The 20,211-nt window shown below is 55.6% G+C and carries 21 protein-coding genes, 3 tRNA genes and 2 pseudogenes; 15 read left to right on the top strand and 11 right to left on the bottom strand.

Annotation, left to right across the window (positions count from 1 at the left end; all coding sequences use genetic code 11):
* The first annotated feature begins 9 nt into the window (after nucleotides 1–9).
* The 3 genes from LGL98_RS11035 to rnt all read left to right on the top strand — a co-directional run bounded on the left by LGL98_RS11035 (nucleotide 10) and on the right by rnt (nucleotide 2,378).
* Nucleotides 10–1,107 (top strand): alkene reductase, encoded by a 1,098-nt coding sequence (locus LGL98_RS11035; RefSeq protein ID WP_136032566.1) that lies wholly within the window; start codon nucleotides 10–12, stop codon nucleotides 1,105–1,107.
* 78 nt (nucleotides 1,108–1,185) lie between these two features.
* Nucleotides 1,186–1,593: a lactoylglutathione lyase gene (gene gloA, locus LGL98_RS11030; protein ID WP_136032565.1), complete on the top strand. Its 408-nt coding sequence runs from the start codon at nucleotides 1,186–1,188 to the stop codon at nucleotides 1,591–1,593.
* A 137-nt stretch (nucleotides 1,594–1,730) separates the two neighbouring features.
* The gene (gene rnt, locus LGL98_RS11025) at nucleotides 1,731–2,378 is read left to right on the top strand and encodes a ribonuclease T (protein WP_136032563.1); all 648 of its coding nucleotides are present in this window, start codon (nucleotides 1,731–1,733) and stop codon (nucleotides 2,376–2,378) included.
* 47 nt (nucleotides 2,379–2,425) lie between these two features.
* Here the strand turns inward: rnt and LGL98_RS11020 are convergent, their stop codons facing one another.
* The gene (locus tag LGL98_RS11020) at nucleotides 2,426–2,773 is read right to left on the bottom strand and encodes a Grx4 family monothiol glutaredoxin (protein ID WP_002907768.1); all 348 of its coding nucleotides are present in this window, start codon (nucleotides 2,771–2,773) and stop codon (nucleotides 2,426–2,428) included.
* 340 nt (nucleotides 2,774–3,113) lie between these two features.
* Between LGL98_RS11020 and LGL98_RS11015 the strand changes: the two genes are divergently transcribed.
* Nucleotides 3,114–3,986: a C40 family peptidase gene (locus LGL98_RS11015; protein ID WP_136032561.1), complete on the top strand. Its 873-nt coding sequence runs from the start codon at nucleotides 3,114–3,116 to the stop codon at nucleotides 3,984–3,986.
* Here LGL98_RS11015 and LGL98_RS11010 read toward each other — a convergent pair.
* Nucleotides 3,941–4,426 carry a helix-turn-helix domain-containing protein gene (locus LGL98_RS11010; protein ID WP_136032866.1) on the bottom strand — a complete coding sequence of 162 codons (486 nt, stop codon included), beginning with the start codon at nucleotides 4,424–4,426 and terminating at the stop codon, nucleotides 3,941–3,943. The genes LGL98_RS11015 and LGL98_RS11010 overlap by 46 nt on opposite strands.
* Before the next feature lie 486 nt (nucleotides 4,427–4,912).
* Between LGL98_RS11010 and sodB the strand changes: the two genes are divergently transcribed.
* A complete protein-coding gene (sodB, locus tag LGL98_RS11005) occupies nucleotides 4,913–5,494 on the top strand; it encodes a superoxide dismutase [Fe] (protein ID WP_002907771.1) in 582 nt (193 codons plus the stop codon).
* A gap of 62 nt (nucleotides 5,495–5,556) precedes the next feature.
* Here the strand turns inward: sodB and LGL98_RS11000 are convergent, their stop codons facing one another.
* Both LGL98_RS11000 and cydH read right to left on the bottom strand, forming a co-directional pair.
* Nucleotides 5,557–6,723 (bottom strand): MFS transporter, encoded by a 1,167-nt coding sequence (locus LGL98_RS11000; protein WP_136032559.1) that lies wholly within the window; start codon nucleotides 6,721–6,723, stop codon nucleotides 5,557–5,559.
* A 167-nt stretch (nucleotides 6,724–6,890) separates the two neighbouring features.
* Nucleotides 6,891–6,983, bottom strand: coding sequence for a cytochrome bd-I oxidase subunit CydH (gene cydH / locus LGL98_RS10995; protein WP_002907776.1), 93 nt, complete (start codon nucleotides 6,981–6,983; stop codon nucleotides 6,891–6,893).
* 292 nt (nucleotides 6,984–7,275) lie between these two features.
* Between cydH and purR the strand changes: the two genes are divergently transcribed.
* Nucleotides 7,276–8,301, top strand: coding sequence for an HTH-type transcriptional repressor PurR (gene purR, locus LGL98_RS10990; RefSeq protein WP_136032556.1), 1,026 nt, complete (start codon nucleotides 7,276–7,278; stop codon nucleotides 8,299–8,301).
* A gap of 22 nt (nucleotides 8,302–8,323) precedes the next feature.
* On the opposite strand, the pseudogene punR reads toward purR, so the two are convergent.
* Nucleotides 8,324–9,232: pseudogene (punR, locus tag LGL98_RS10985) on the bottom strand (DNA-binding transcriptional activator PunR); the annotation flags it as partial.
* A gap of 112 nt (nucleotides 9,233–9,344) precedes the next feature.
* Here punR and punC point away from each other — a divergent pair.
* On the top strand, nucleotides 9,345–10,526 hold the full coding sequence (gene punC, locus LGL98_RS10980) for a purine nucleoside transporter PunC (RefSeq protein WP_136032552.1): 1,182 nt from the start codon (nucleotides 9,345–9,347) through the stop codon (nucleotides 10,524–10,526).
* A gap of 292 nt (nucleotides 10,527–10,818) precedes the next feature.
* The gene (gene cfa, locus LGL98_RS10975) at nucleotides 10,819–11,967 is read left to right on the top strand and encodes a cyclopropane fatty acyl phospholipid synthase (RefSeq protein WP_136032550.1); all 1,149 of its coding nucleotides are present in this window, start codon (nucleotides 10,819–10,821) and stop codon (nucleotides 11,965–11,967) included.
* Nucleotides 11,968–12,003: 36 nt separating this feature from the next.
* Here the strand turns inward: cfa and LGL98_RS10970 are convergent, their stop codons facing one another.
* A complete protein-coding gene (locus tag LGL98_RS10970) occupies nucleotides 12,004–12,639 on the bottom strand; it encodes a riboflavin synthase subunit alpha (RefSeq protein WP_136032548.1) in 636 nt (211 codons plus the stop codon).
* A gap of 229 nt (nucleotides 12,640–12,868) precedes the next feature.
* Between LGL98_RS10970 and mdtK the strand changes: the two genes are divergently transcribed.
* The 3 genes from mdtK (at nucleotide 12,869) to ydgU (ending at nucleotide 14,861) form a co-directional block, all read left to right on the top strand.
* A complete protein-coding gene (gene mdtK / locus LGL98_RS10965) occupies nucleotides 12,869–14,242 on the top strand; it encodes an MdtK family multidrug efflux MATE transporter (protein WP_025710853.1) in 1,374 nt (457 codons plus the stop codon).
* Between the two features lie 176 nt (nucleotides 14,243–14,418).
* On the top strand, nucleotides 14,419–14,712 hold the full coding sequence (asr, locus tag LGL98_RS10960) for an acid resistance repetitive basic protein Asr (RefSeq protein ID WP_136032546.1): 294 nt from the start codon (nucleotides 14,419–14,421) through the stop codon (nucleotides 14,710–14,712).
* Between the two features lie 65 nt (nucleotides 14,713–14,777).
* Nucleotides 14,778–14,861 (top strand): small membrane protein YdgU, encoded by an 84-nt coding sequence (ydgU, locus tag LGL98_RS26400; RefSeq protein WP_002907795.1) that lies wholly within the window; start codon nucleotides 14,778–14,780, stop codon nucleotides 14,859–14,861.
* Here the strand turns inward: ydgU and LGL98_RS10955 are convergent.
* The gene (locus LGL98_RS10955; protein ID WP_136032542.1) at nucleotides 14,854–15,432 is read right to left on the bottom strand and encodes an LOG family protein; all 579 of its coding nucleotides are present in this window, start codon (nucleotides 15,430–15,432) and stop codon (nucleotides 14,854–14,856) included. The genes ydgU and LGL98_RS10955 overlap by 8 nt on opposite strands.
* Nucleotides 15,433–15,686: 254 nt before the next feature.
* Here LGL98_RS10955 and LGL98_RS10950 point away from each other — a divergent pair.
* The 3 genes from LGL98_RS10950 (at nucleotide 15,687) to LGL98_RS10940 (ending at nucleotide 15,925) form a co-directional block, all read left to right on the top strand.
* Nucleotides 15,687–15,763: transfer RNA gene (locus LGL98_RS10950), tRNA-Val, on the top strand.
* A 4-nt stretch (nucleotides 15,764–15,767) separates the two neighbouring features.
* Nucleotides 15,768–15,844: transfer RNA gene (locus LGL98_RS10945), tRNA-Val, on the top strand.
* 4 nt (nucleotides 15,845–15,848) lie between these two features.
* Nucleotides 15,849–15,925, top strand: a tRNA-Val gene (locus tag LGL98_RS10940).
* 184 nt (nucleotides 15,926–16,109) lie between these two features.
* Here the strand turns inward: LGL98_RS10940 and LGL98_RS10935 are convergent.
* From LGL98_RS10935 to LGL98_RS10930, 3 genes and pseudogenes are all read right to left on the bottom strand, one after another.
* A complete protein-coding gene (locus LGL98_RS10935) occupies nucleotides 16,110–16,280 on the bottom strand; it encodes a hypothetical protein (protein WP_168435344.1) in 171 nt (56 codons plus the stop codon).
* A gap of 53 nt (nucleotides 16,281–16,333) precedes the next feature.
* Nucleotides 16,334–16,602 (bottom strand): annotated as a pseudogene (locus LGL98_RS26320) (hypothetical protein); the annotation flags it as partial.
* 950 nt (nucleotides 16,603–17,552) lie between these two features.
* Nucleotides 17,553–18,305 carry an SDR family oxidoreductase gene (locus LGL98_RS10930; RefSeq protein WP_136032538.1) on the bottom strand — a complete coding sequence of 251 codons (753 nt, stop codon included), beginning with the start codon at nucleotides 18,303–18,305 and terminating at the stop codon, nucleotides 17,553–17,555.
* Between the two features lie 98 nt (nucleotides 18,306–18,403).
* Here LGL98_RS10930 and LGL98_RS10925 point away from each other — a divergent pair, with 98 nt between their 5' ends.
* Nucleotides 18,404–19,330 carry an AraC family transcriptional regulator gene (locus LGL98_RS10925; RefSeq protein ID WP_136032536.1) on the top strand — a complete coding sequence of 309 codons (927 nt, stop codon included), beginning with the start codon at nucleotides 18,404–18,406 and terminating at the stop codon, nucleotides 19,328–19,330.
* Here LGL98_RS10925 and LGL98_RS10920 read toward each other — a convergent pair.
* Nucleotides 19,327–20,211 carry a LysR substrate-binding domain-containing protein gene (locus LGL98_RS10920; protein WP_136032534.1) on the bottom strand — a complete coding sequence of 295 codons (885 nt, stop codon included), beginning with the start codon at nucleotides 20,209–20,211 and terminating at the stop codon, nucleotides 19,327–19,329. The genes LGL98_RS10925 and LGL98_RS10920 overlap by 4 nt on opposite strands.

The following is a 20,211-nucleotide window of genomic DNA, read 5'->3' as shown; positions in this document are numbered from 1 at the left end:
GGAGTCACTATGTCGGAAGCAAAATTGTTCAGCCCGCTGAAAGTCGGTGCGGTCACCGTACCTAATCGCGTGTTTATGGCGCCGTTGACGCGTCTGCGCAGCATCGAACCGGGCGATATTCCTACCCCGCTGATGGGTGAATACTACCGCCAGCGCGCCAGCTCCGGGCTGATCATCACCGAAGCAACGCAGATCTCCGCTCAGGCCAAAGGCTATGCCGGTGCGCCAGGCTTGCACAGTCCGGAGCAGATTGCCGCCTGGCAGAAAATCACCGCCGGCGTGCATGCCGAAAACGGCCACATCGCCGTGCAGCTTTGGCACACCGGACGCATTTCCCATAGCAGCCTGCAGCCTGGCGGCGCTGCCCCGGTCGCACCGTCGGCGCTGAGCGCTGGCACCCGCACCTCACTGCGCGATGAAAATGGTCATGCCATTCGCGTCGATACGTCTATGCCGCGCGCGCTGGAAACCGCAGAGATCCCGGGAATCGTCGACGATTTCCGTCAGGCGGTCGGCAATGCCCGCGACGCGGGTTTTGATCTGGTTGAACTGCACTCGGCCCACGGCTACCTGCTGCACCAGTTCCTGTCGCCTTCCTCTAACCAGCGCACCGACCAGTACGGCGGCAGCGTGGAGAATCGCGCTCGTCTGGTGCTGGAAGTGGTCGACGCCGTGAGCAAAGAGTGGAGCGCCGACCGGATCGGTATCCGTGTGTCGCCAATCGGTAGTTTCCAGAACGTCGATAATGGCCCGAACGAAGAAGAAGACGCGTTGTATCTGATTAGCGAGCTGGCGAAACGCGGTATCGCCTATCTGCACATGTCCGAGCCGGACTGGGCGGGCGGCAAGCCGTACAGCGAAGCCTTCCGTCAGAAAGTCCGCGACCGCTTCCCGGGGGTGATCATTGGCGCTGGCGCCTACACGGTAGATAAAGCCAACGACCTGATTAACAAAGGGCTGATTGATGCCGTAGCCTTTGGCCGCGATTACATCGCCAACCCGGATCTGGTGGCCCGACTGCAGAAAAAAGCGGCGCTGAACCCGCAACGCCCGGAATCCTTCTACGGCGGCGGCGCGGAAGGTTACACCGATTATCCGACTCTGTAATCCCTCCATTGATAGCGGCGACGTATCGCCGCTATACTCAACGCTCTGATCTATCAAATAAACTGCATAGGGGACATTATGCGCTTACTCCACACCATGCTGCGCGTTGGCGACCTGCAACGTTCTATCGACTTCTATACCAACGTGTTGGGCATGAAGCTGCTGCGCACCAGCGAAAATCCGGAGTACAAATACTCCCTCGCCTTTGTCGGCTATGGCGAAGAAAGCGATACCGCGGTGATCGAACTGACCTACAACTGGGGCGTGGACAGCTATGAGCTGGGTACGGCCTACGGTCATATCGCACTGAGCGTCGACAACGCCGCGGAAGCCTGCGAACGGATCCGCCAGAACGGGGGCAACGTCACCCGTGAGGCCGGCCCGGTAAAAGGCGGCACCACCGTCATCGCCTTCGTGGAAGATCCGGATGGTTACAAAATCGAGCTGATTGAAGAGAAAGATACCGGCAAAGGCCTCGGCAACTAACGCTTCCCCACCCTGGCATCTTTAATGTCATGGCTCGCCCGGGCGCTGCGGCGCCCGTTGTTTTCACCCCTGCCTGCTGCAAGCCGCGGCAAAATTTGCCATAATGCGCGCTACTTTTTTCCAGCTAAGAGAATCTGATGTCCGAGAACGCTCAACTGAATGGTCTGTGCGACCGTTTCCGCGGTTTTTATCCAGTGGTAATTGATGTTGAAACCGCCGGATTTAATGCCAAAACCGACGCCCTGCTGGAGATCGCCGCCATTACGTTAAAGATGGATGAGCAAGGCTGGCTGATACCCGATGAAACGCTGCATTTCCATGTTGAACCTTTCGAGGGCGCCAATCTGCAGCCCGAAGCGCTGGCCTTTAACGGGATTAACCCCCACGACCCGCAGCGCGGCGCCGTCAGCGAATACGATGCCCTGCACGCCATTTTTAAAATGGTACGTAAAGGGATGAAAGAGAGCGACTGCAGCCGGGCTATCATGGTGGCGCATAACGCCACATTTGACCACAGCTTCACCATGACCGCCGCCGAACGGGCAGGGCTAAAACGCAACCCGTTCCATCCATTTGTCACTTTCGACACCGCCGCGCTGAGCGGGCTGGCGTTAGGCCAGACGGTATTGTCCAAAGCCTGTATCGCCGCTGGTATGGCATTCGACGGCGCCCAGGCCCACTCCGCCCTGTACGATACCGAGCAGACGGCGCAGCTGTTTTGTGAGATTGTGAACCGCTGGAAACGTCTGGGCGGCTGGCCGCTGCCTGTGGCCACACCGGAGTGATAAAAAAAGCGACTTCCAGGAAGTCGCTTTTTTACTGATGGCGGAAATTACTCCGCTTTCGGCTCGTCGGTGTGGTACTTCGCCGCCGTCTCTTTGATCAGCTGCTGCAGCTCACCGCGCTGGTACATTTCAATAACGATATCGCAGCCGCCCACCAGTTCACCGTCTACCCACAGCTGCGGGAAGGTCGGCCAGTTGGCATATTTAGGCAGCTCGGCGCGGATGTCCGGGTTCTGCAGAATATCAACGTAAGCAAAACGTTCGCCACAGGCTGACAGCGCCTGAACGGCTTGGGCAGAGAAACCGCAGCTTGGCAGTTTCGGCGACCCTTTCATGTACAGCAGGATCGGGTTTTCAGCGATTTGGCGTTGGATCTTTTCTAAAGTCGAGCTCATTGTCGTGCTTCCTTAAACTTCTTTCTACGGCAGTAACTTGTCATTGTAGCGTCCCGAAGGCCGGACGGATAATAACATTTTCTTCACTATTCATATTTTATCTTCTGTTGCGCGAAGTTGCCTTAAAAATATCATTTTGATGCCGCGGGCCGGCGCGCATTGCGCATTTTCTGTGCGAGACGGTCAATGTCTGACGCGTTTTCTTGCAATCGTTAACCAATCGACATTTTTGATACAAAAGAATATTAACTTTCCGGCTTTTTATGCTTTAGAATCATTCCGGTTTGTCATTCATCGTCAGGCATTTGTACATGTCTGTAATTAATCAGGGGATTGCTCAGTGGCGCGGCTAAACAAAATCGCGATATCGCTCTGTGCATTACTGTTCACATCTATCTCATTCACGCCACTGGCTCAGGCGTCAGGGCATACGCACGCCTCCGCTTCGCCAAAGGCGTTGCCCGCGAAAAGTGGCTCAGAGCGCAAGAAAAAAGCAACCAGTCAAAAAACTAAAACCACCGCTAAAAACACCAGCAAAAAGTCTTCCAGCACCCGGCTCCCTTCCCGCACTACCGCCGCAAGCCAAACCGCGCTAAACCGTCAGGCCGCCGGCGTCACGAAAAAATGTGTCTTGCGTAAAGGCTATAAAAAGCAGTGTGCGAAAACGGTCGCCGCCAGCGCCGAGCCGACCCTGGCGCTGAACAGCGTCAAAAGCAAATGCGTGGTGCGTAAGGGCTATAAAAAACGCTGTAAACCCGAGGCCAGCGAAGCAAATCTAACGATTGCCGACGCCCATAAAGTTCGGGTGCAAAAAGCGCAGAGCACCGCCATGAATAAACTGATGGGCCAGCTGGGTAAACCGTATCGCTGGGGCGGCACCTCTCCGCGCACCGGGTTTGACTGCAGCGGGCTGGTGTATTACGCCTATAAAGACCTGGTTAAGATCCACATCCCGCGCACCGCCAACGAAATGTACCATCTGCGCGACGCGCGTCCGGTCGATCGTGATGAACTGCAGAGCGGCGATCTGGTTTTCTTCCGCACCCGCGGACGCGGCACTGCCGACCACGTTGGCGTCTACGTCGGCAATGGGAAATTTATTCAGTCGCCGCGTACGGGACGCGACATTCAAATCACCTCCCTGAGCGAGGACTACTGGGTTCGCCATTACGTTGGCGCCCGTCGCGTCATGACGCCGAAAACCATTCGCTGATCCCGGTCTGCCGCTGCGGCGGCAGACCGCCTCCCCGGCTCGCTCCCCATCCCCACCCGCAGGGGATATTGCAAATTGTTCTCTTTGCCCGGCGTTTCACGACGATAGCGGGTCGGCGACATGCCAAAGTGACGGCGGAAAGCACGACAGAATGCCGCCTGTCCCTCGTAACCGAGGCACTCAGAGATACTTTGCATTGAGGCCTGGGTCTGCGTTAAGTAGATAGTCGCAATGGACATTTTCCGCCGGCTGACGTAATTCGCTAAGGTACAGCCGGTCACCATGGCGAATTGCCGCTGGAAATACCAGTGCGAATACCCGGACTTTTTGGCAATCGCGCTCACTGGCAGGGTGTCAAAAATATGGGCTTCGATCCAGTCAACGATCCCTTGCACCACCGGGATCATCTTTGGGCTCACCACCTCATCTTTTTTGTTCATCATGAGCATCCTGTTGGTCGTTTTCGTCGATAGCTATATTTGTCATACAAATGTCAAAATAGACAATGAATTATTGGCATAGCGGCGATTGCCTGGATGCATATTTAATTTAATAACTTGATTTAAAGAGGATTAGCTAGCATGCGCCGGTTGGATAGCGGGACCGTCATTAAAGGGAAGCAGATAGGCTGACGACATAGCACGACAGAGTTCGGAACGCCAAACCCAGGCTATTAATACATTTTTGTTACATCACCAGGCACAGATTACCTCGGTTTAGCAGAAAATGGTTAAGTCTTCGTCAGTTGCGTTGGTCGCAATAACCTTTATCGTGGTAAGGCTTTTCACTGCCACCGGCAAATGTTAACATTCTCAATACAATAACACGCCCGGGACGCGACAGCGTCGGGCGGTAAGAACACGATTCAGGTGAAAACCTCATCCTGTCAATGTGAGATAAAACAAAAAGTTATAAGGAGAGTAGCAATGTCGTTTGAATTACCTGCATTACCATATGCAAAAGACGCCCTGGCGCCGCACATTTCCGCAGAAACCCTGGAATACCACTACGGTAAACACCACCAGGCGTATGTCACTAACCTCAACAACCTCATCAAAGGCACTGCGTTCGAAGGTAAATCCCTTGAAGAGATCGTGCGCACTTCTGAAGGCGGGGTATTCAACAACGCAGCGCAGGTCTGGAACCACACGTTCTACTGGAACTGCCTGGCGCCGAACGCCGGCGGCGAACCGGAAGGCGAACTGGCGGCAGCGATTGCCAAATCCTTCGGCAGCTTTGCGGATTTTAAAGCCAAATTTACCGATGCCGCAGCGAAAAACTTCGGCGCTGGCTGGACCTGGCTGGTCAAAAATGCCGACGGCAGCCTGGCTATCGTCTCCACCAGCAACGCCGGCACCCCGCTGACTACCGACGCGAAGCCGCTGCTGACCGTTGACGTCTGGGAACACGCCTACTACATCGACTACCGCAACGCCCGTCCAAGCTACCTGGACCACTTCTGGGCGCTGGTTAACTGGAAGTTTGTTGCAGCTAACCTGGCGGCATAAACGACAAACCGCAGCAGGGACTCCCCGGCTGCGGTTTTTTTAAGCCCTTCCTCACCCGATGATTACTGGCTGACGAAAGCTTCTTCCGGCTGCGCTCGCCCGCTAAACCAGACCAGCAGCAGCGCCAAACCAGCGATAATCGCGCCCATCACCGGCACAAACGCATATCCCAGTCCGCCAGAGATCACCGCCCCACCGGCGGCGGCGCCCAGCGCGTTGCCCAGGTTGAAGGCGCCGATATTCACCGAAGAAGAAAGACCCGGCGCCTCATGCGCTACGCGCATGACCCGCATCTGCAGCGGCGGAACCACCGCAAAGGTTGCAGCACCCCAGACAATCATGCTGATGGCCGCTCCGGCCTGGGATTGCGCCAGCAGCGGGATCGCCAGCATGATCGCCATCAGCAGCAGTAGAAAGCCTTTCAGGGTGCCAGAGACCGACCGGTCGGCGAATTTGCCGCCCAGATAGTTGCCCAGCGAAAAACCAACGCCAATCAGCACCAGCATCGCGGTAATAAACAGCGATGAAGCGTGGGTCAGCGTATTCAGTACCGGAGAAATATAGGTATACAGCGTAAACATCGCCCCGGCGCCCAGCACGGTGGTCAGCAAGGCGGAGAGCACCTGCGGGCGCAGCAGGACAGAAAGCTCTTTTTTGACATCAGGGCGTTCACCCGCGCTGCCCTTCGGCAGGGAAAACCACAGACTTACCATCGCCAGCAGGCCTAACCCCGCGGTGGCGAGGAAAGACATCCGCCAGCCAATAGTTTCGCCAAGCCAGGTGGCCGCCGGCACGCCGCCAATGTTGGCGATGGTGAGTCCCATAAACATGGTGGCTACTGCGCTAGCCTGCTTGTGTTTCGGCACGACGCTGGCCGCCACCACCGATCCCAGGCCGAAAAAAGCGCCGTGGTTGAGGCTGGTAATAATGCGCGACAGCAGCAGCGTGGTGTAATCCGGCGCGATGGATGACAACAGGTTGCCGACGGTGAAGATCCCCATCAGAAAAATCAGCGCATTGCGCCGCGCGCGATGCGACAACAGCAGCGTCATCAGCGGTGCGCCGACCATGACGCCGATGGCATACGCACTGATCAGCATTCCCGCTACCGGTATTGAGACGTCCACACCTTTCGCAATCACCGGCAGCAATCCCATAGGGGAGAACTCGGTGGTACCGATGCCAAAGGCGCCGATCGCCAGCGCGAGTAAAGGAAAGTTGATTTTCATTCAATGACTCCATCAGACCGTCAGAGAGGACGGCGTAACATCAGAAGTCAAAAGCATGACATCAATCACAAAAAAACAAAAGTGAACGAAATGACAAAAGATTTTTGCAGAATTGATAATAATGACAGGATATGGGGAGGAAGCTGCGCTCCTCCCTCAGCGAAACATTAGTGCAGAATGGCGGTCAGGCTGAAAGCGACAATCACGCCGAGAGCAATAATCGTGGTGATCAGCGAAAACTTTAAATTGGTATCCATCATTTTTCCCTCTGGTTATCCCCACAACAAAAGTGAGCTTGCTCATTTTTGCACAAAAAATCGCAAAAATCTTCCGGGATTTAGGGCGATGCACATTTTTGCTCTTCCACTTTGCCCCAAGATCGGACAAAATCCCACGCTAATTTAAAAGCGTATCGGCCATTGACCCCTTCCTGTCGTTCTGTGTCGTTTTCCCGACGTGATGCAATGTTGAAAATTGTATTCAGGGTGTGTGTAGGCAAACGTTTACGTATCGATGTTCAGGCGATCAGGTCAAGGCATGGAGTGAGATGTAATGGCAACTATTAAAGATGTAGCGAAGCGCGCAAACGTTTCCACTACAACCGTGTCACATGTAATTAACAAAACCCGTTTCGTTGCCGAAGAGACGCGTAACGCGGTATGGGCGGCGATCAAAGAGCTGCACTACTCGCCGAGCGCCGTAGCGCGCAGCCTGAAAGTCAATCATACAAAATCGATTGGCCTGCTGGCGACCAGTAGCGAAGCCGCCTATTTCGCTGAAATTATTGAGTCCGTTGAAAAGAGCTGCTTCCAGAAGGGCTATACCCTGATCCTCGGTAATGCATGGAACGATCCGGAAAAACAACGTGCCTATCTGTCGATGATGGCGCAAAAGCGCGTCGACGGCTTGCTGGTGATGTGTTCCGAGTATCCGGATTCGGTTCTGAGCATGCTGGAAGAGTACCGCCATATTCCGATGGTGGTGATGGACTGGGGCGAGGCGAAAGCCGACTTCACCGATGCGGTCATCGATAACGCCTTCCAGGGCGGGTATATCGCCGGCCGTTACCTGATTGAACGCGGCCACCGCGAAATCGGCGTGATCCCCGGACCGCTGGAGCGCAACACCGGCGCAGGACGCCTGGCCGGCTTTATGCAGGCGATGAAAGAGGCGCATATCAGCGTGCCGGAAAACTGGATTGTGCAGGGCGACTTCGAGCCTGAATCCGGCTACCGCGCTATGCAGCAGATCTTAAACCAGCAGCACCGTCCGACGGCGGTGTTCTGCGGCGGGGATATCATGGCGATGGGGGCCATCTGCGCCGCAGACGAAATGGGACTGCGGGTGCCGCAGGACATTTCGCTGATCGGTTATGATAATGTGCGTAACGCCCGCTATTTCAGCCCGGCGTTAACCACCATTCATCAGCCGAAAGATTCTCTGGGCGAAGCCGCATTTAACATGCTGTTGGATCGTATCGTCAACAAGCGCGAAGAGTCGCAGTCTATCGAAGTGCACCCTCGTCTGGTTGAACGCCGTTCGGTAGCGGATGGCCCGTTTGTCGATTATCGTCGTTAAGGCCACTGGCGGGCGCGGATCACTCCGGCGCCCGCAGCCACTCCCGATTCAGCGTATCGCTGTCTCCCAAATAGTCCAGCATCCAGTTTAGCGCCGGTGAAGCGTCATTCTGCTGCCACGTCAGGCAGCAGGCCGCATCCGGGAACGGATTTTCCAGCATCAGCGCAGTCCATTCGCCGCGATCTATCCACGGACGGGCGAAATGGCTCGGCACCATGCCAACGCAGAGGCCCGCCGACAGACAGGTCGCCGACGATTCCCAGTCGGGCACGACCACCCGCTTCTGATTATCCAGCAGCCAGGTTGTTCGTTTAGGCAACGAGCGCGAGGTATCCTCCCGCACCAGCGACGGCCAGTTACGCAGGATATCGTCGCTCAGCGGACCATCCATCTTCGCCAGCGGATGATCGCTCGCCACCACGCAGTCCCAGCTCAGCATCCCCATATCGCGAAACGCATAGCGACCGCCGACCGGAATAGAGCGCGTTGCGCCAATCGCCAGTTCTACGCGGCCGTCGGCCAGCGCATCCCACACGCCGTTGAACACTTCCTGAAAGACGATCAGCTCGACATCGGGAAAATGGCGATAGAAATCGACGATCATCTGGCGCATCCGCGCCGGTTTCACAATGTCGTCCACCGCGATCGATAACTGCCCGCGCCAGCCGTTGGCGATTTGCTGGCACTGCTGGCGGGTGATCTGCATTTTTTTGATAACAGAGCGCCCTTCCTGCAAAAACCAGACCCCGGCGGGGGTCAGCTCCACATCACGATGACGACGCTCGAACAAGGGAACCGCCAGCCATTCTTCAAGCTGACGTACGGTATAGCTAACCGCGGAAGGGACCCGGTGCAGCTCCTGCGCGGCGGCGCTGAAGCTGCCGTTGCGTGCAACGGCATCAACCACTTCCAGAGAGTATTCAGACCACATTTTCTGCCTGCAAAATTTTTGAATGCATGTGACAAATATTAGCGTTTCACAAGCCTCAATGCACTCCCTACACTCTGCGGCATCGTACCTGTACTCCAAAAATGAGAACGTTATGTCACGACCTGGGAAAGGATTTTTAGTCTGGCTGGCCGGCCTGAGCGTGCTGGGCTTTCTGGCCACTGATATGTACCTGCCGGCGTTTGCCGCCATGCAGCAGGATCTCAATACCTCCGCCGCCTCGATCAGCGCCAGTCTGAGCCTGTTCCTCGCTGGCTTCGCGCTGGGTCAGCTGTTCTGGGGGCCGCTGTCAGACCGCTATGGGCGTAAACCCGTGCTGCTGAGCGGCCTGGCGATTTTCGCTCTCGGCTGTCTGGGAATGCTGTGGGTGCACAATGCCACTCTGATGCTGGCGCTGCGCTTTCTGCAGGCGATCGGCGTCTGTGCCGCGGCCGTTACCTGGCAGGCAATGGTTACCGATTACTATCCCGCACAGCGCACTAACCGCATCTTCGCCACTATTATGCCGCTGGTGGGATTATCGCCAGCCCTGGCCCCGCTGCTGGGCAGCTGGCTGCTGGTTCACTTTGAATGGCAGGCCATCTTCGCCACCTTGTTTGCAATTACCCTGCTGCTGATGCTGCCGGCATTGCGCCTGAAGGCAGCGGCAAGGCCAGCCGCAGTGACGCAGCAGAAGATCACCTTCCTCGCGCTGCTCCGTTCACGGGAATACAGCGGCAACGTCCTGATCTACGCCGCCTGTTCCGCCAGCTTCTTCGCCTGGCTTACCGGTTCGCCTTTTATCCTTCATGAAATGGGCTACGGCCCAACCGCTATCGGCCTGAGCTACATCCCACAGACCATCGCCTTTCTGGTGGGAGGCTATGGCTGCCGCGCGCTGCTGCAAAAGTGGTCCGGTCAACAGATGCTGCCGTGGCTGCTGGTGGTCTTCGCCGTCAGCGTAGCCGCCACCTGGCTGGTCGGTCTGCAGACGCATGCCTCGCTGGTGGCGTTAATGATCCCCTTCTGCCTGATGGCAGTGGTCAACGGCGGGATCTACCCTATTGTGGTTGCCCAGGCGCTGAAGCCTTTCCCGCAGGCGACCGGCCGGGCAGCGGCGCTGCAGAATACCCTGCAGCTTGGCCTGTGCTTCCTGACCAGCTTGCTGGTGTCCGCGCTGATCGCCACGCCGCTGCTGACCACTACCAGCGTAATGCTGGTCTCGATTGGCTTAGCCGGGATAGGCTTTCGTCTGCAGCAGACACCAGCGCTGACACCCCACTCTTCCCACGCATAATTTTCATCATCAGGGCCCGGGCCAGTCGTTAGCATGCTAAGAAATTTTTATTGAAAGCCAGTACTTAGCGTCCTATACTGGATCCGGGTTCACATAAATAGAAAATAGTTACAGATTAACGGAAGCAGGATGCCTCCGTTTCACCATGGAAGGCCTTTCGGCAAGGGTTATCTCCCTTCCTCTGTTTACGTCGGATAGCGACTTCACGGATTATCCGTGAGATTTCTCACAAAGCCAAAAAAGCGTCTACGCTGTTTTAAGGTTCTGATCACTTGGGCGTGATGGAGAAGCTATGAGTTCATCGTGTATAGAAGAAGTAAGTGTACCAAATGATGACTGGTACCGGATTGCAGCTGAATTATTAGGCCGTGCGGGAATTGAAATCAATGGCTCCGCGCCGTCAGACCTGCGGGTTAAAAACCCTCTCTTTTTTAAACGGGTTTTGCAGGAAGGTTCGCTGGGTTTAGGCGAAAGCTATATGGACGGCTGGTGGGAATGCGAGCGCCTGGATATATTCTTCCACAAGGTGTTACGCGCCGGGTTGGAAAAGCAGCTCCCTCATCATTTCAAAGACACACTCCGCATAGCAGGCGCTCGTCTGTTTAATTTACAAAGTAAAAAACGTGCCTGGATTGTGGGCAAAGAGCATTACGACCTCGGTAACGATCTTTTTAGTCGAATGCTTGATCCTTACATGCAGTACTCCTGTGGTTACTGGAAAGAGGCGAAAACCCTCGAGGCCGCGCAGCAGGACAAACTGGATCTGATCTGTCGCAAACTGGAGCTTGAACCGGGCATGCGGGTATTGGATATCGGCTGTGGATGGGGTGGCCTTGCCGAATATATGGCACGAAACTACCAGGTCAGCGTCGTGGGTGTAACCATCTCCGCTGAACAGCAAAAGATGGCTCAGGCCCGTTGCGCCGATCTCGATGTAGAAATTCGTCTCCAGGATTATCGCGATCTGCATGACAGCTTTGACCGCATTGTTTCCGTAGGCATGTTTGAGCACGTGGGGCCGAAAAATTACGCCACCTACTTTGAGGTTGCCGACCGTAATTTGAAACCCAATGGCCGTTTCTTACTGCATACTATTGGTTCCAAAGTCACTGACCATAACGTTGACCCGTGGATCGATAAATATATCTTCCCTAACGGCTGCCTGCCTTCCGTGCGTCACATTGCCGAAGCCAGCGAGAAGCATTTTGTGATGGAAGACTGGCACAACTTCGGCGCTGATTACGACACGACCCTGATGGCCTGGTATGAGCGTTTCCTCGCCAGCTGGCCGGAAATTGCCGATAATTATTCTGAACGTTTCAAACGCATGTTTACCTATTATCTGAACGCCTGCGCCGGCGCCTTCCGCGCCCGCGACATTCAGCTCTGGCAGGTGGTGTTCTCGCGCGGTATTGAACATGGACTGCGCGTCGCCCGTTAAATAGCACTCCCCCGCTTATCAGCGGGGGATTTTTTTTCAGGCCTCATTGATCTTAGCCGCAATCTCTTTCGCAGCCAGCACGCGTTCAACCGTATCGACAACCGCCTGGGTCTGCGGATCGATCTCAATATTGACGCGATCGCCCAGCTTTTTCGCTCCCAGGGTGGTCCGTTGCAGCGTCTCCGGAATAAGATGCACGCAGAAACGGGTAGCCGTCACCTCACCCACCGTCAGACTAATGCCATCAATACCGATGAATCCTTTATAGAGGATATATTTCATTAGCGTCGGATCCTGCACTTTAAACCAGATCTGACGGTTATTTTCGGAGGTCAGGATCTTCACGATTTCCGCGGTGGTCATAATATGACCGGACATTAAATGCCCGCCAATCTCATCGCTGAATTTCGCCGCTCGCTCAACGTTCACTTCATCGCCGATCTTGATATCGCCGAGGTTGGTGATGCGCAGTGTCTCTTTCATCAAATCGAAGCTGATGCGCGCGCCGTTGATTTCAGTCACCGTCAGGCAGCAGCCGTTATTGGCAACCGAGGCGCCGGTTTCCAGCCCCTCCAGCATATGTGCCGGTAGCTCCACCACGTGGGTGCGAAAATTGGGTTTATCATCAATGGAGACCACTTTCGCGGTTCCCTGAACAATACCTGTAAACATCTTAGGCTCCTGTTGAAAATCATGACGGTATGATTACCGTTTTCGCTATCGGGAACAATAACAGGAGGGCAAAGCGGTTGCCAGCGCGCTTCGTGCCCCAACTCTTTTTTCACTGGCTTAATAGCCAATCCTCGCTACAATAGACTGGAAATTCCTCATTTTTATCCCCTTGCTGCCAGTTACGGCGGCTTTTTTAGTCTCAAAATAACAACAATTCGAAGGTGTTCACGTGCAGAAGTATTTTATTGAAGCGCGTCAGTTATTAGCTCTGGCCATACCCGTCATTCTTGCGCAGGTGGCGCAGACGGCGATGGGTTTTGTCGATACCGTGATGGCGGGTGGCTACAGCGCCACGGATATGGCCGCCGTGGCCATCGGGACCTCCATCTGGCTGCCGGCGATCCTCTTCGGCCACGGCCTGCTGCTGGCGCTGACCCCGGTGGTGGCGCAGCTTAACGGCTCCGGGCGGCGGGAGCGTATCGCGCCGCAGGTGCGTCAGGGCTTCTGGCTGGCCGGCTTTGTCTCGGTGCTGATCATGGTCGTGCTGTGGAATGCCGGGTATATCATCAGCTCTATGCATAACATCGATCCGTTGCTGGCAGAAAAGGCGGTTGGCTATCTGCGCGCGCTGCTGTGGGGCGCGCCGGGCTATCTGTTCTTCCAGGTAGCGCGTAACCAGTGTGAAGGGCTGGCAAAAACCAAGCCCGGGATGGTCATGGGCTTTATTGGCTTACTGGTCAACATTCCGGTGAACTATATCTTTATCTATGGTCATTTCGGCATGCCCGAGCTGGGCGGCGTCGGCTGCGGCGTGGCGACGGCCTCCGTTTACTGGGTGATGTTCGCCAGCATGCTGTGGTGGGTGCGCCGGGCGCGTTCGATGCGGGATATTCGCTGCGCCGAGGGCTTCAATGGTCCCGATTTCGCCGTTCTGTTACGACTGGTGCAGCTGGGGCTGCCCATTGCTCTGGCGCTGTTCTTTGAAGTCACCCTGTTTGCCGTCGTCGCGCTGCTGGTCTCCCCGCTTGGGATCATTGACGTCGCCGGACACCAGATCGCGCTGAACTTCAGTTCGCTGATGTTCGTTCTGCCGCTGTCGCTGGCGGCAGCGGTCACCATTCGCGTCGGCTTCCGCCTTGGCCAGGGCTCTACGATAGATGCCCAGGTTTCGGCCCGCACCGGCGTGGGCGTGGGCGTCTGCCTGGCGGTGTTTACTGCTATCTTTACCGTGCTGATGCGTAAGCAGATTGCCCTGCTGTATAACGACAACCCGGAGGTAGTGACGCTGGCCTCGCACCTGATGCTGCTGGCGGCTATCTATCAGATCTCTGACTCCATTCAGGTGATCGGCAGCGGCATCCTTCGCGGCTATAAAGACACGCGGTCTATCTTTTTTATCACGTTCACTGCGTACTGGGTGCTGGGTTTGCCGAGCGGCTATCTGCTGGCGCTGACCGATATGATTGTGCCCCGCATGGGACCTGCCGGTTTCTGGTGCGGATTTATCATCGGTCTGACCTCCGCCGCCATCATGATGATGCTGCGGATGCGTTTTCTGCAGCGCCAGCCTTCGAGCATCATCTTACAGCGCGCTGCGCGCTAACTTGTCTAAGCCCGCCGCTCCGGCGGGCTTTTTCGTTCTCCGCTATAACGGCCGCGTTGTACATTCCGTTACTCCCTGACACCAAAGACTCACTGATGGCCTCCCGGCAGGCGCTTATAGTGTTGCCAACAGCCCCGCAGTGGGGTTACTCAAGAAACCAAGTCGAGGATTGCAGAATGAAAAAAGTATTAGCTCTGGTCGTTGCCGCTGCTATGGGTCTGTCGTCAGTTGCTTTCGCTGCCGATGCAGCGAGCACCACCCCGAGTACAGCAGCCAGCCATACCACCGTTCACCATAAGAAACATCATAAAGCGGCCGCTAAACCGGCAGCCGAACAGAAAGCCCAGGCCGCGAAGAAACACCATAAAGCCGCTGCGAAACCGGCTGCTGAGCAAAAAGCCCAGGCAGCGAAAAAGCACCACAAAGCAGCGCACCATGCAGCTAAACCGGCGGTTAAACCAGCGGCATAACGGTCAGGGCGTAAAAGGTGATAAACCGGCGCTGATCAGCGCCGGTTTTTTTTCTGGAGGACATCATGCTGCAACGCTATCGCTTCGAATTGCTGCTGTTACTGCTCATCGTCTGCGCGCTGTTTACCCTGCGTTTGATGTTTAAATAGCGGGCTGCTGAACCCATTTACGGGCCGGCGGTGTATAGTCGCGAAAACCGGTGATAATCTCATCTGCCGAGTCTGCAAACGGCAGCATCTCCGCGTAGCGCGGGTGCATAAACCCTTCCCGCACCATGTTTTCCACCATCGCCTGAAGCGGATCGTAATAGCCCTTGATATTCAGGAACGCGCACGGTTTCTCATGGATCCCCAGCTGCGCCCAGGTCCACTGTTCGAAAATTTCTTCGAGCGTCCCCGCCCCGCCCGGCAGGGCAATAAAGCCATCCGCCAGCGCCGCCATTTTGGTTTTCCGTTCGTGCATATCCTCGACCACATGCAGGTCCGTCAAACCACGGTGGGCAATTTCCCGCTCTACCAGGCCGCGCGGCATCACACCTATCACCACGCCACCGGCCTCCAGCGCCGCATCGGCGACCGCCCCCATCAGACCGACTTTGCCGCCGCCATAGACAAGCGCCAGCCCCTGCTGCGCCATCGTACGTCCAACCAGACGGGCAGTTTCAAGATACAGCGGATGCTCGCCAGCTGAAGAACCGCAGAAAATACCAATCGATTTCATCTTCGTTATGACTCCTTCTCTTCTGGTGGCCGATAATTTAACACAACGGCAACCCTTTCGCGCAGGATTGGACTGGCTGAAAAATGAGAGCCGTGACGCTCGCTGGCGAAGAAATATCCTTGTGGTTCAGTAAAATATATCCGGAATGGGTAAAAGTTCCGCAATCGCATGCAATGTACAAGAAAAGTGATGTTTACCTCTTGCCACATCCCCTCCCTGCCGTTAATATGCGTCCCCGTTGTCACCACAACATTGCGTTCGTAGCTCAGTTGGTTAGAGCACCACCTTGACATGGTGGGGGTCGTTGGTTCGAGTCCAATCGAACGCACCATAATGCGTTTATAGCTCAGTTGGTTAGAGCACCACCTTGACATGGTGGGGGTCGTTGGTTCGAGTCCAATTAAACGCACCATAATGCGTCTGTAGCTCAGTTGGTTAGAGCACCACCTTGACATGGTGGGGGTCGATGGTTCGAGTCCATTCAGACGCACCAATCCGTTTTTCTTCTGTAATTCCTGAATTTTATCACCTGCTCCCCGATGGTCTTGCTGACAAAACTGTTGTGCACTGGAAAAGAGTTTTTCCTGCGCCTTCCATACTAGCCAACATGAATGTTGTGGAAGCCAACCCTTTTATTGAGCATCAATAATCGATTAGCAGATCATGCCGTTTAATTTTTAATGATAATCATTCCATTCATCATAAATATATGCATATGCAAATCGATATATCAGATACCCCACCAGGAATTCCACAACTGAAAGTAAACCCCAGAGATATTTATATTCATTGACTGAGAAAAAAAAGAACCAGCCAGCCAGCGCGATACCTGAAGCACCTAATCCCATACCTGCCCCTCTGGTAACACGGGAAAGTATGATGAGTAATGTTCGTTTTATATTCATAATCCACCAAAGAAGTATTCACATATTTTGTTAAATTCTGCTGAATTCTTATCACCGACCATACACGCTGTTTCGAAAGGTTTTACAATATCCTCAACAAGAAAATACAGAAGATCCAGATCTCCCAGATTTTGCAGTTTATCATGCAGTATCGGATTTCTACGCTTCAGATATCGCGACGTATATATTGCTCTGGATGTTTCAGCACCAATGGATAATAATAACCCGGCAGACTTCCTGCGAAAAAAGCGGACACGCCTCTGGAGGCGCTCCCCCTCTACCTCATCCCAGTCCAGGGTCAGGTGCTGCGGCTTCTGTCCTGCCGCTATATGGGGTAACAGTTGCTAACTCAGCACCGGCAATATCTGCTGATTCAGCAGGCTGTTACTCATCGCTTTACTCCATCTTTTCTGGTGTTAAGCTCCATCACAACGTCCTTCATTCATTTACCTCCGCCGTCCCGCCCCCTGGCTGCGCTAACGCACCCGCCTGTTTTCGCGAACGCTACCGCCCATCGCTGTCTCCTAAAGGAACCCTAAGCGCACTGAGCAAGGCAGAACGGTTGCTTTTTTTAACGTCCTGGATAACAGACACTCAGCAATACATGCACATGAAAATCCCGTTTGTCTCCGCGTATTCGCGGAGTACATTCAGTTTGAGTTCAGCGGTATTTCGGTTCAGCTCGGAGGTGGCTGTGTAATGTTGAAAAAGACGATAAACAGAATAAAAAAAATAAACTGACAATATTTTGTCATGCCAGAGAAGGAAGCCGTCTGGACGCAGGGCGGAAGCGGTGGCTTCGCAAAAACAAGATTCCATACTGAAAACTATCTCTGGCGTAATAAAGCAAGCATGCGGTAAATAAGGGATAAAACCTTGCCACAAGAGAATAAAGAAAGTCCAGCCCCGGCCTGGCCAGACTAAATTTTTAAGATTAACGCCCGAATGACATTTAGAAATTAAATATAAAAGACCTGAGTCATTGATCATGTAATAATATGGTGCACGGATCGCACGTATCCAGAATAAACTGCGAAAAACGCACCATGAAATACATTGCTGTCCTGATTTACATGAGTAAGCACCGCCCAACCGTTATTTCGTATAACAGCTAATATTATCCACGCGATCCTGACAGGGATAATATTCCCCGGCCATAAAGCCTAGCGGCAGCTTGCGCACCTACCGTCTGACAGACAAGCCCCGCATATTGCCTCAGACACGGCTAAGACTGGCCTGCGCCATCGCCAGGGCATCTTCCCCTGCCGGCAGCCGCACAGGGGTATCAGGATCGTGCACCATTCGCCAGACGGCCTGAGCGACATCGGTCGCCTGCGTCACGCGGGCGTTATCCTGCATGCTGTCGAAGATCTGCTGACCGAGCGCCGCATAGCTCTCCGGGAGCTGCCCCATCGTCCGGCGAGCGTTTTCCCCGAACCGGGTCTGCGGGGCGCGTCCCGGGAGGATCAGCCCGACGCGAATATTAAAAGCACGCAGCTCCAGCGCCAGCGACTCCGTGAAGGCATTCACCGCCGCCTTGCTTGCGGTATAGACCGCCAGCAGAGGCATCGGTTGCAGGGTCACCGCCGAGGTAATATTGACAATTGCTCCACTTCGGCGCGCTCTGAACTGGGGGATCACCGCCTGAGTCATGGCGATTGTTCCCAGGGTATTGGTGGCAAACAGGTCGGTTATCGCCTCGCGCGAGGCACCCTCCAGAGCATTAAGCATCCCCACCCCGGCATTGTTAACCAGCACATCAATCTCGCCCGCCTCAGCAATAGCCTCTGCGATACTCTGCGCCGAGGTGACGTCAAGACGCACCAGACGCAGGCGGTCGCTGGCGGGCAGCACTCCTTCCTGCGGCGTGCGCATGGTGGCAATAACCTTCCAGCCTTGCTCGAGAAAATAACGCGCCGTCTCCAGGCCAAAACCCGATGAGCAGCCGGTGATCATAATCGTTTGCATATCTCTGTCTCCGATTGGTTTCTTCCTTTTCATCATAGACAGGCCGCGCAGGACGATATAGGGTCAATAATCCATCATTCATTAGCAGGAGTCCGGAAATGAGCGATCCGCTGGCGGAGGTCATCGCGATGTTACATCTCAGAGCGGTGCTGACCAAAACCATCGAAGGGGCGGGAGACTGGCGAGTGCGACGCTCGGACCAGGGGTTGTCATTTTATGGCGTCGTGCTGGAAGGGGGCTGTCGGCTGGAAATTGACCAGTATGAGCCGCAGATCCTGCGCGCCGGAGATTTTATTCTGATCCCGGCGGCGTACCGCTTCGCCCTAACCAGCCTGACCCCGCCCCCTTCTCCAGCGCTGGAGACCCTCCCGGTGCAACTGGCGGAGGGACACTTTCGGCTGGGCGCCCTCGACAAGCCTGTGCAGATGCAGGCGCTAATTGGCCACTGCGCTTCCGGTTCGACGAACGCCAGCCTGCTGGCCTCGCTGTTGCCAGCCTTTGTGGTAGTCCGCGACGAGCCGAGGCTGGCCACCTTTGTCGGGCTGCTGAAAGAGGAAGCGCAGGCGGATCGCGCGGGCAAATCTTTTGTTCTGGCGCGGATGGTGGAACTGCTTTTCATCGAAGCCATCCGTTCCACCGGAACTCTTGCGACCCCCGGTCTGGTGCGCGGCCTGAGCGACCCACGGATCGCTCAGGCAATTCGCCTGCTGCATCAGGAGCCCGCCAGACGCTGGACGGTCAACGCCCTGGCAGCCGACTGCGCGCTGTCTCGTTCGACATTATTTGAACGCTTTACCGGCCTGATCGGGATGACCCCGATGGGCTATCTGTTAGGCTGGCGAATGACGCTGGCCATGCAGTGGCTGGGCGAGACGGGCATGAGCATTGCGGATATCGCCGAGCGCCTGGGCTATGGCTCGGCCAGCGCGTTCAGCGTGGCCTTTACCCGTTATACCGGGATATCACCAGGCAAATATGCCCGCCAGCGGGCAACATTACCGGCTCCAGGTACAGCCATTCCCTAACCTGCCGCAATCTCAGCCAGCAGCCAGCGCTCAAACATCTGCAGCGCTGGCTCCCCCTCCCCGCCGCCGGGTTTGATCAGGCAGAAGCGCTTAGCCAGCGTCGGGGAGCCCGGCCACGGGGCGGCCAGCGTTCCGGCGCGCAGCTCGCTTTCCACATACATCTTCGGCACCAGGGCCACTCCCTGCTGACTTAGTACCGCGGCGATCGCCATCTCATGCAGATCGTAGCGCGGTCCCTGAGAGGGGTTATCCAGCGCCAGACCACACTCACGAGCATAGTGCAGCCAGGCATCCGGGTTTTGCCTCCGGTGAATGCGCGTTAGCCGGTTAAGCAGCCCCGGAAGATCGTCATCCGTCAGCAGCGCAGCATGACAGACCGGCAGCAGATACTCCTCGAACAAAAACGTCACCTCCATGCCCGTCCACGCCGGGTGATCAAAATGGATGGCGGCATCAAATCCGCTTCCCGGCAGGATGAAGGGATCGCTGCGGGCGGCGATATTAACCACGATATGTGGATGCTGCGCCGTAAAGCGCCCGAGCCGGGGAATTAACCAGCGGCTGGCAAAGGTGGGGAGCACAGCGATCTCCAGACTGCGACCCTCGGCGGGCATCCCGCTGACGTCATGGGTCTCCCGCTCCAGTCGGGTGAGAATCTCACGGACCTGGCGGGCATAGCGAGCGCCTGCCGGGTTGAGCCGTACCCGACTCCCTGTTCTGTCGAAGAGTTTGCTGTTGAGGAGCGCTTCCAGACGGGCTATCTGCCGACTGATCGCCCCTTCCGTTAACGCGAGCTCCGCCGCGGCGCGGGCAAAATTGCCGTGGCGGGCGGCGGCCTCAAAAGCCAGTAGCGCAGCGCTGCTGGGGATTTTACGACGCAT

The sequence above is a fragment of the Klebsiella africana genome (assembly GCF_020526085.1).
GTDB lineage: Bacteria > Pseudomonadota > Gammaproteobacteria > Enterobacterales > Enterobacteriaceae > Klebsiella > Klebsiella africana.
Note: the sequence above shows the minus strand (reverse complement) of the source record. Positions and strands in the feature narration are given on the sequence as shown.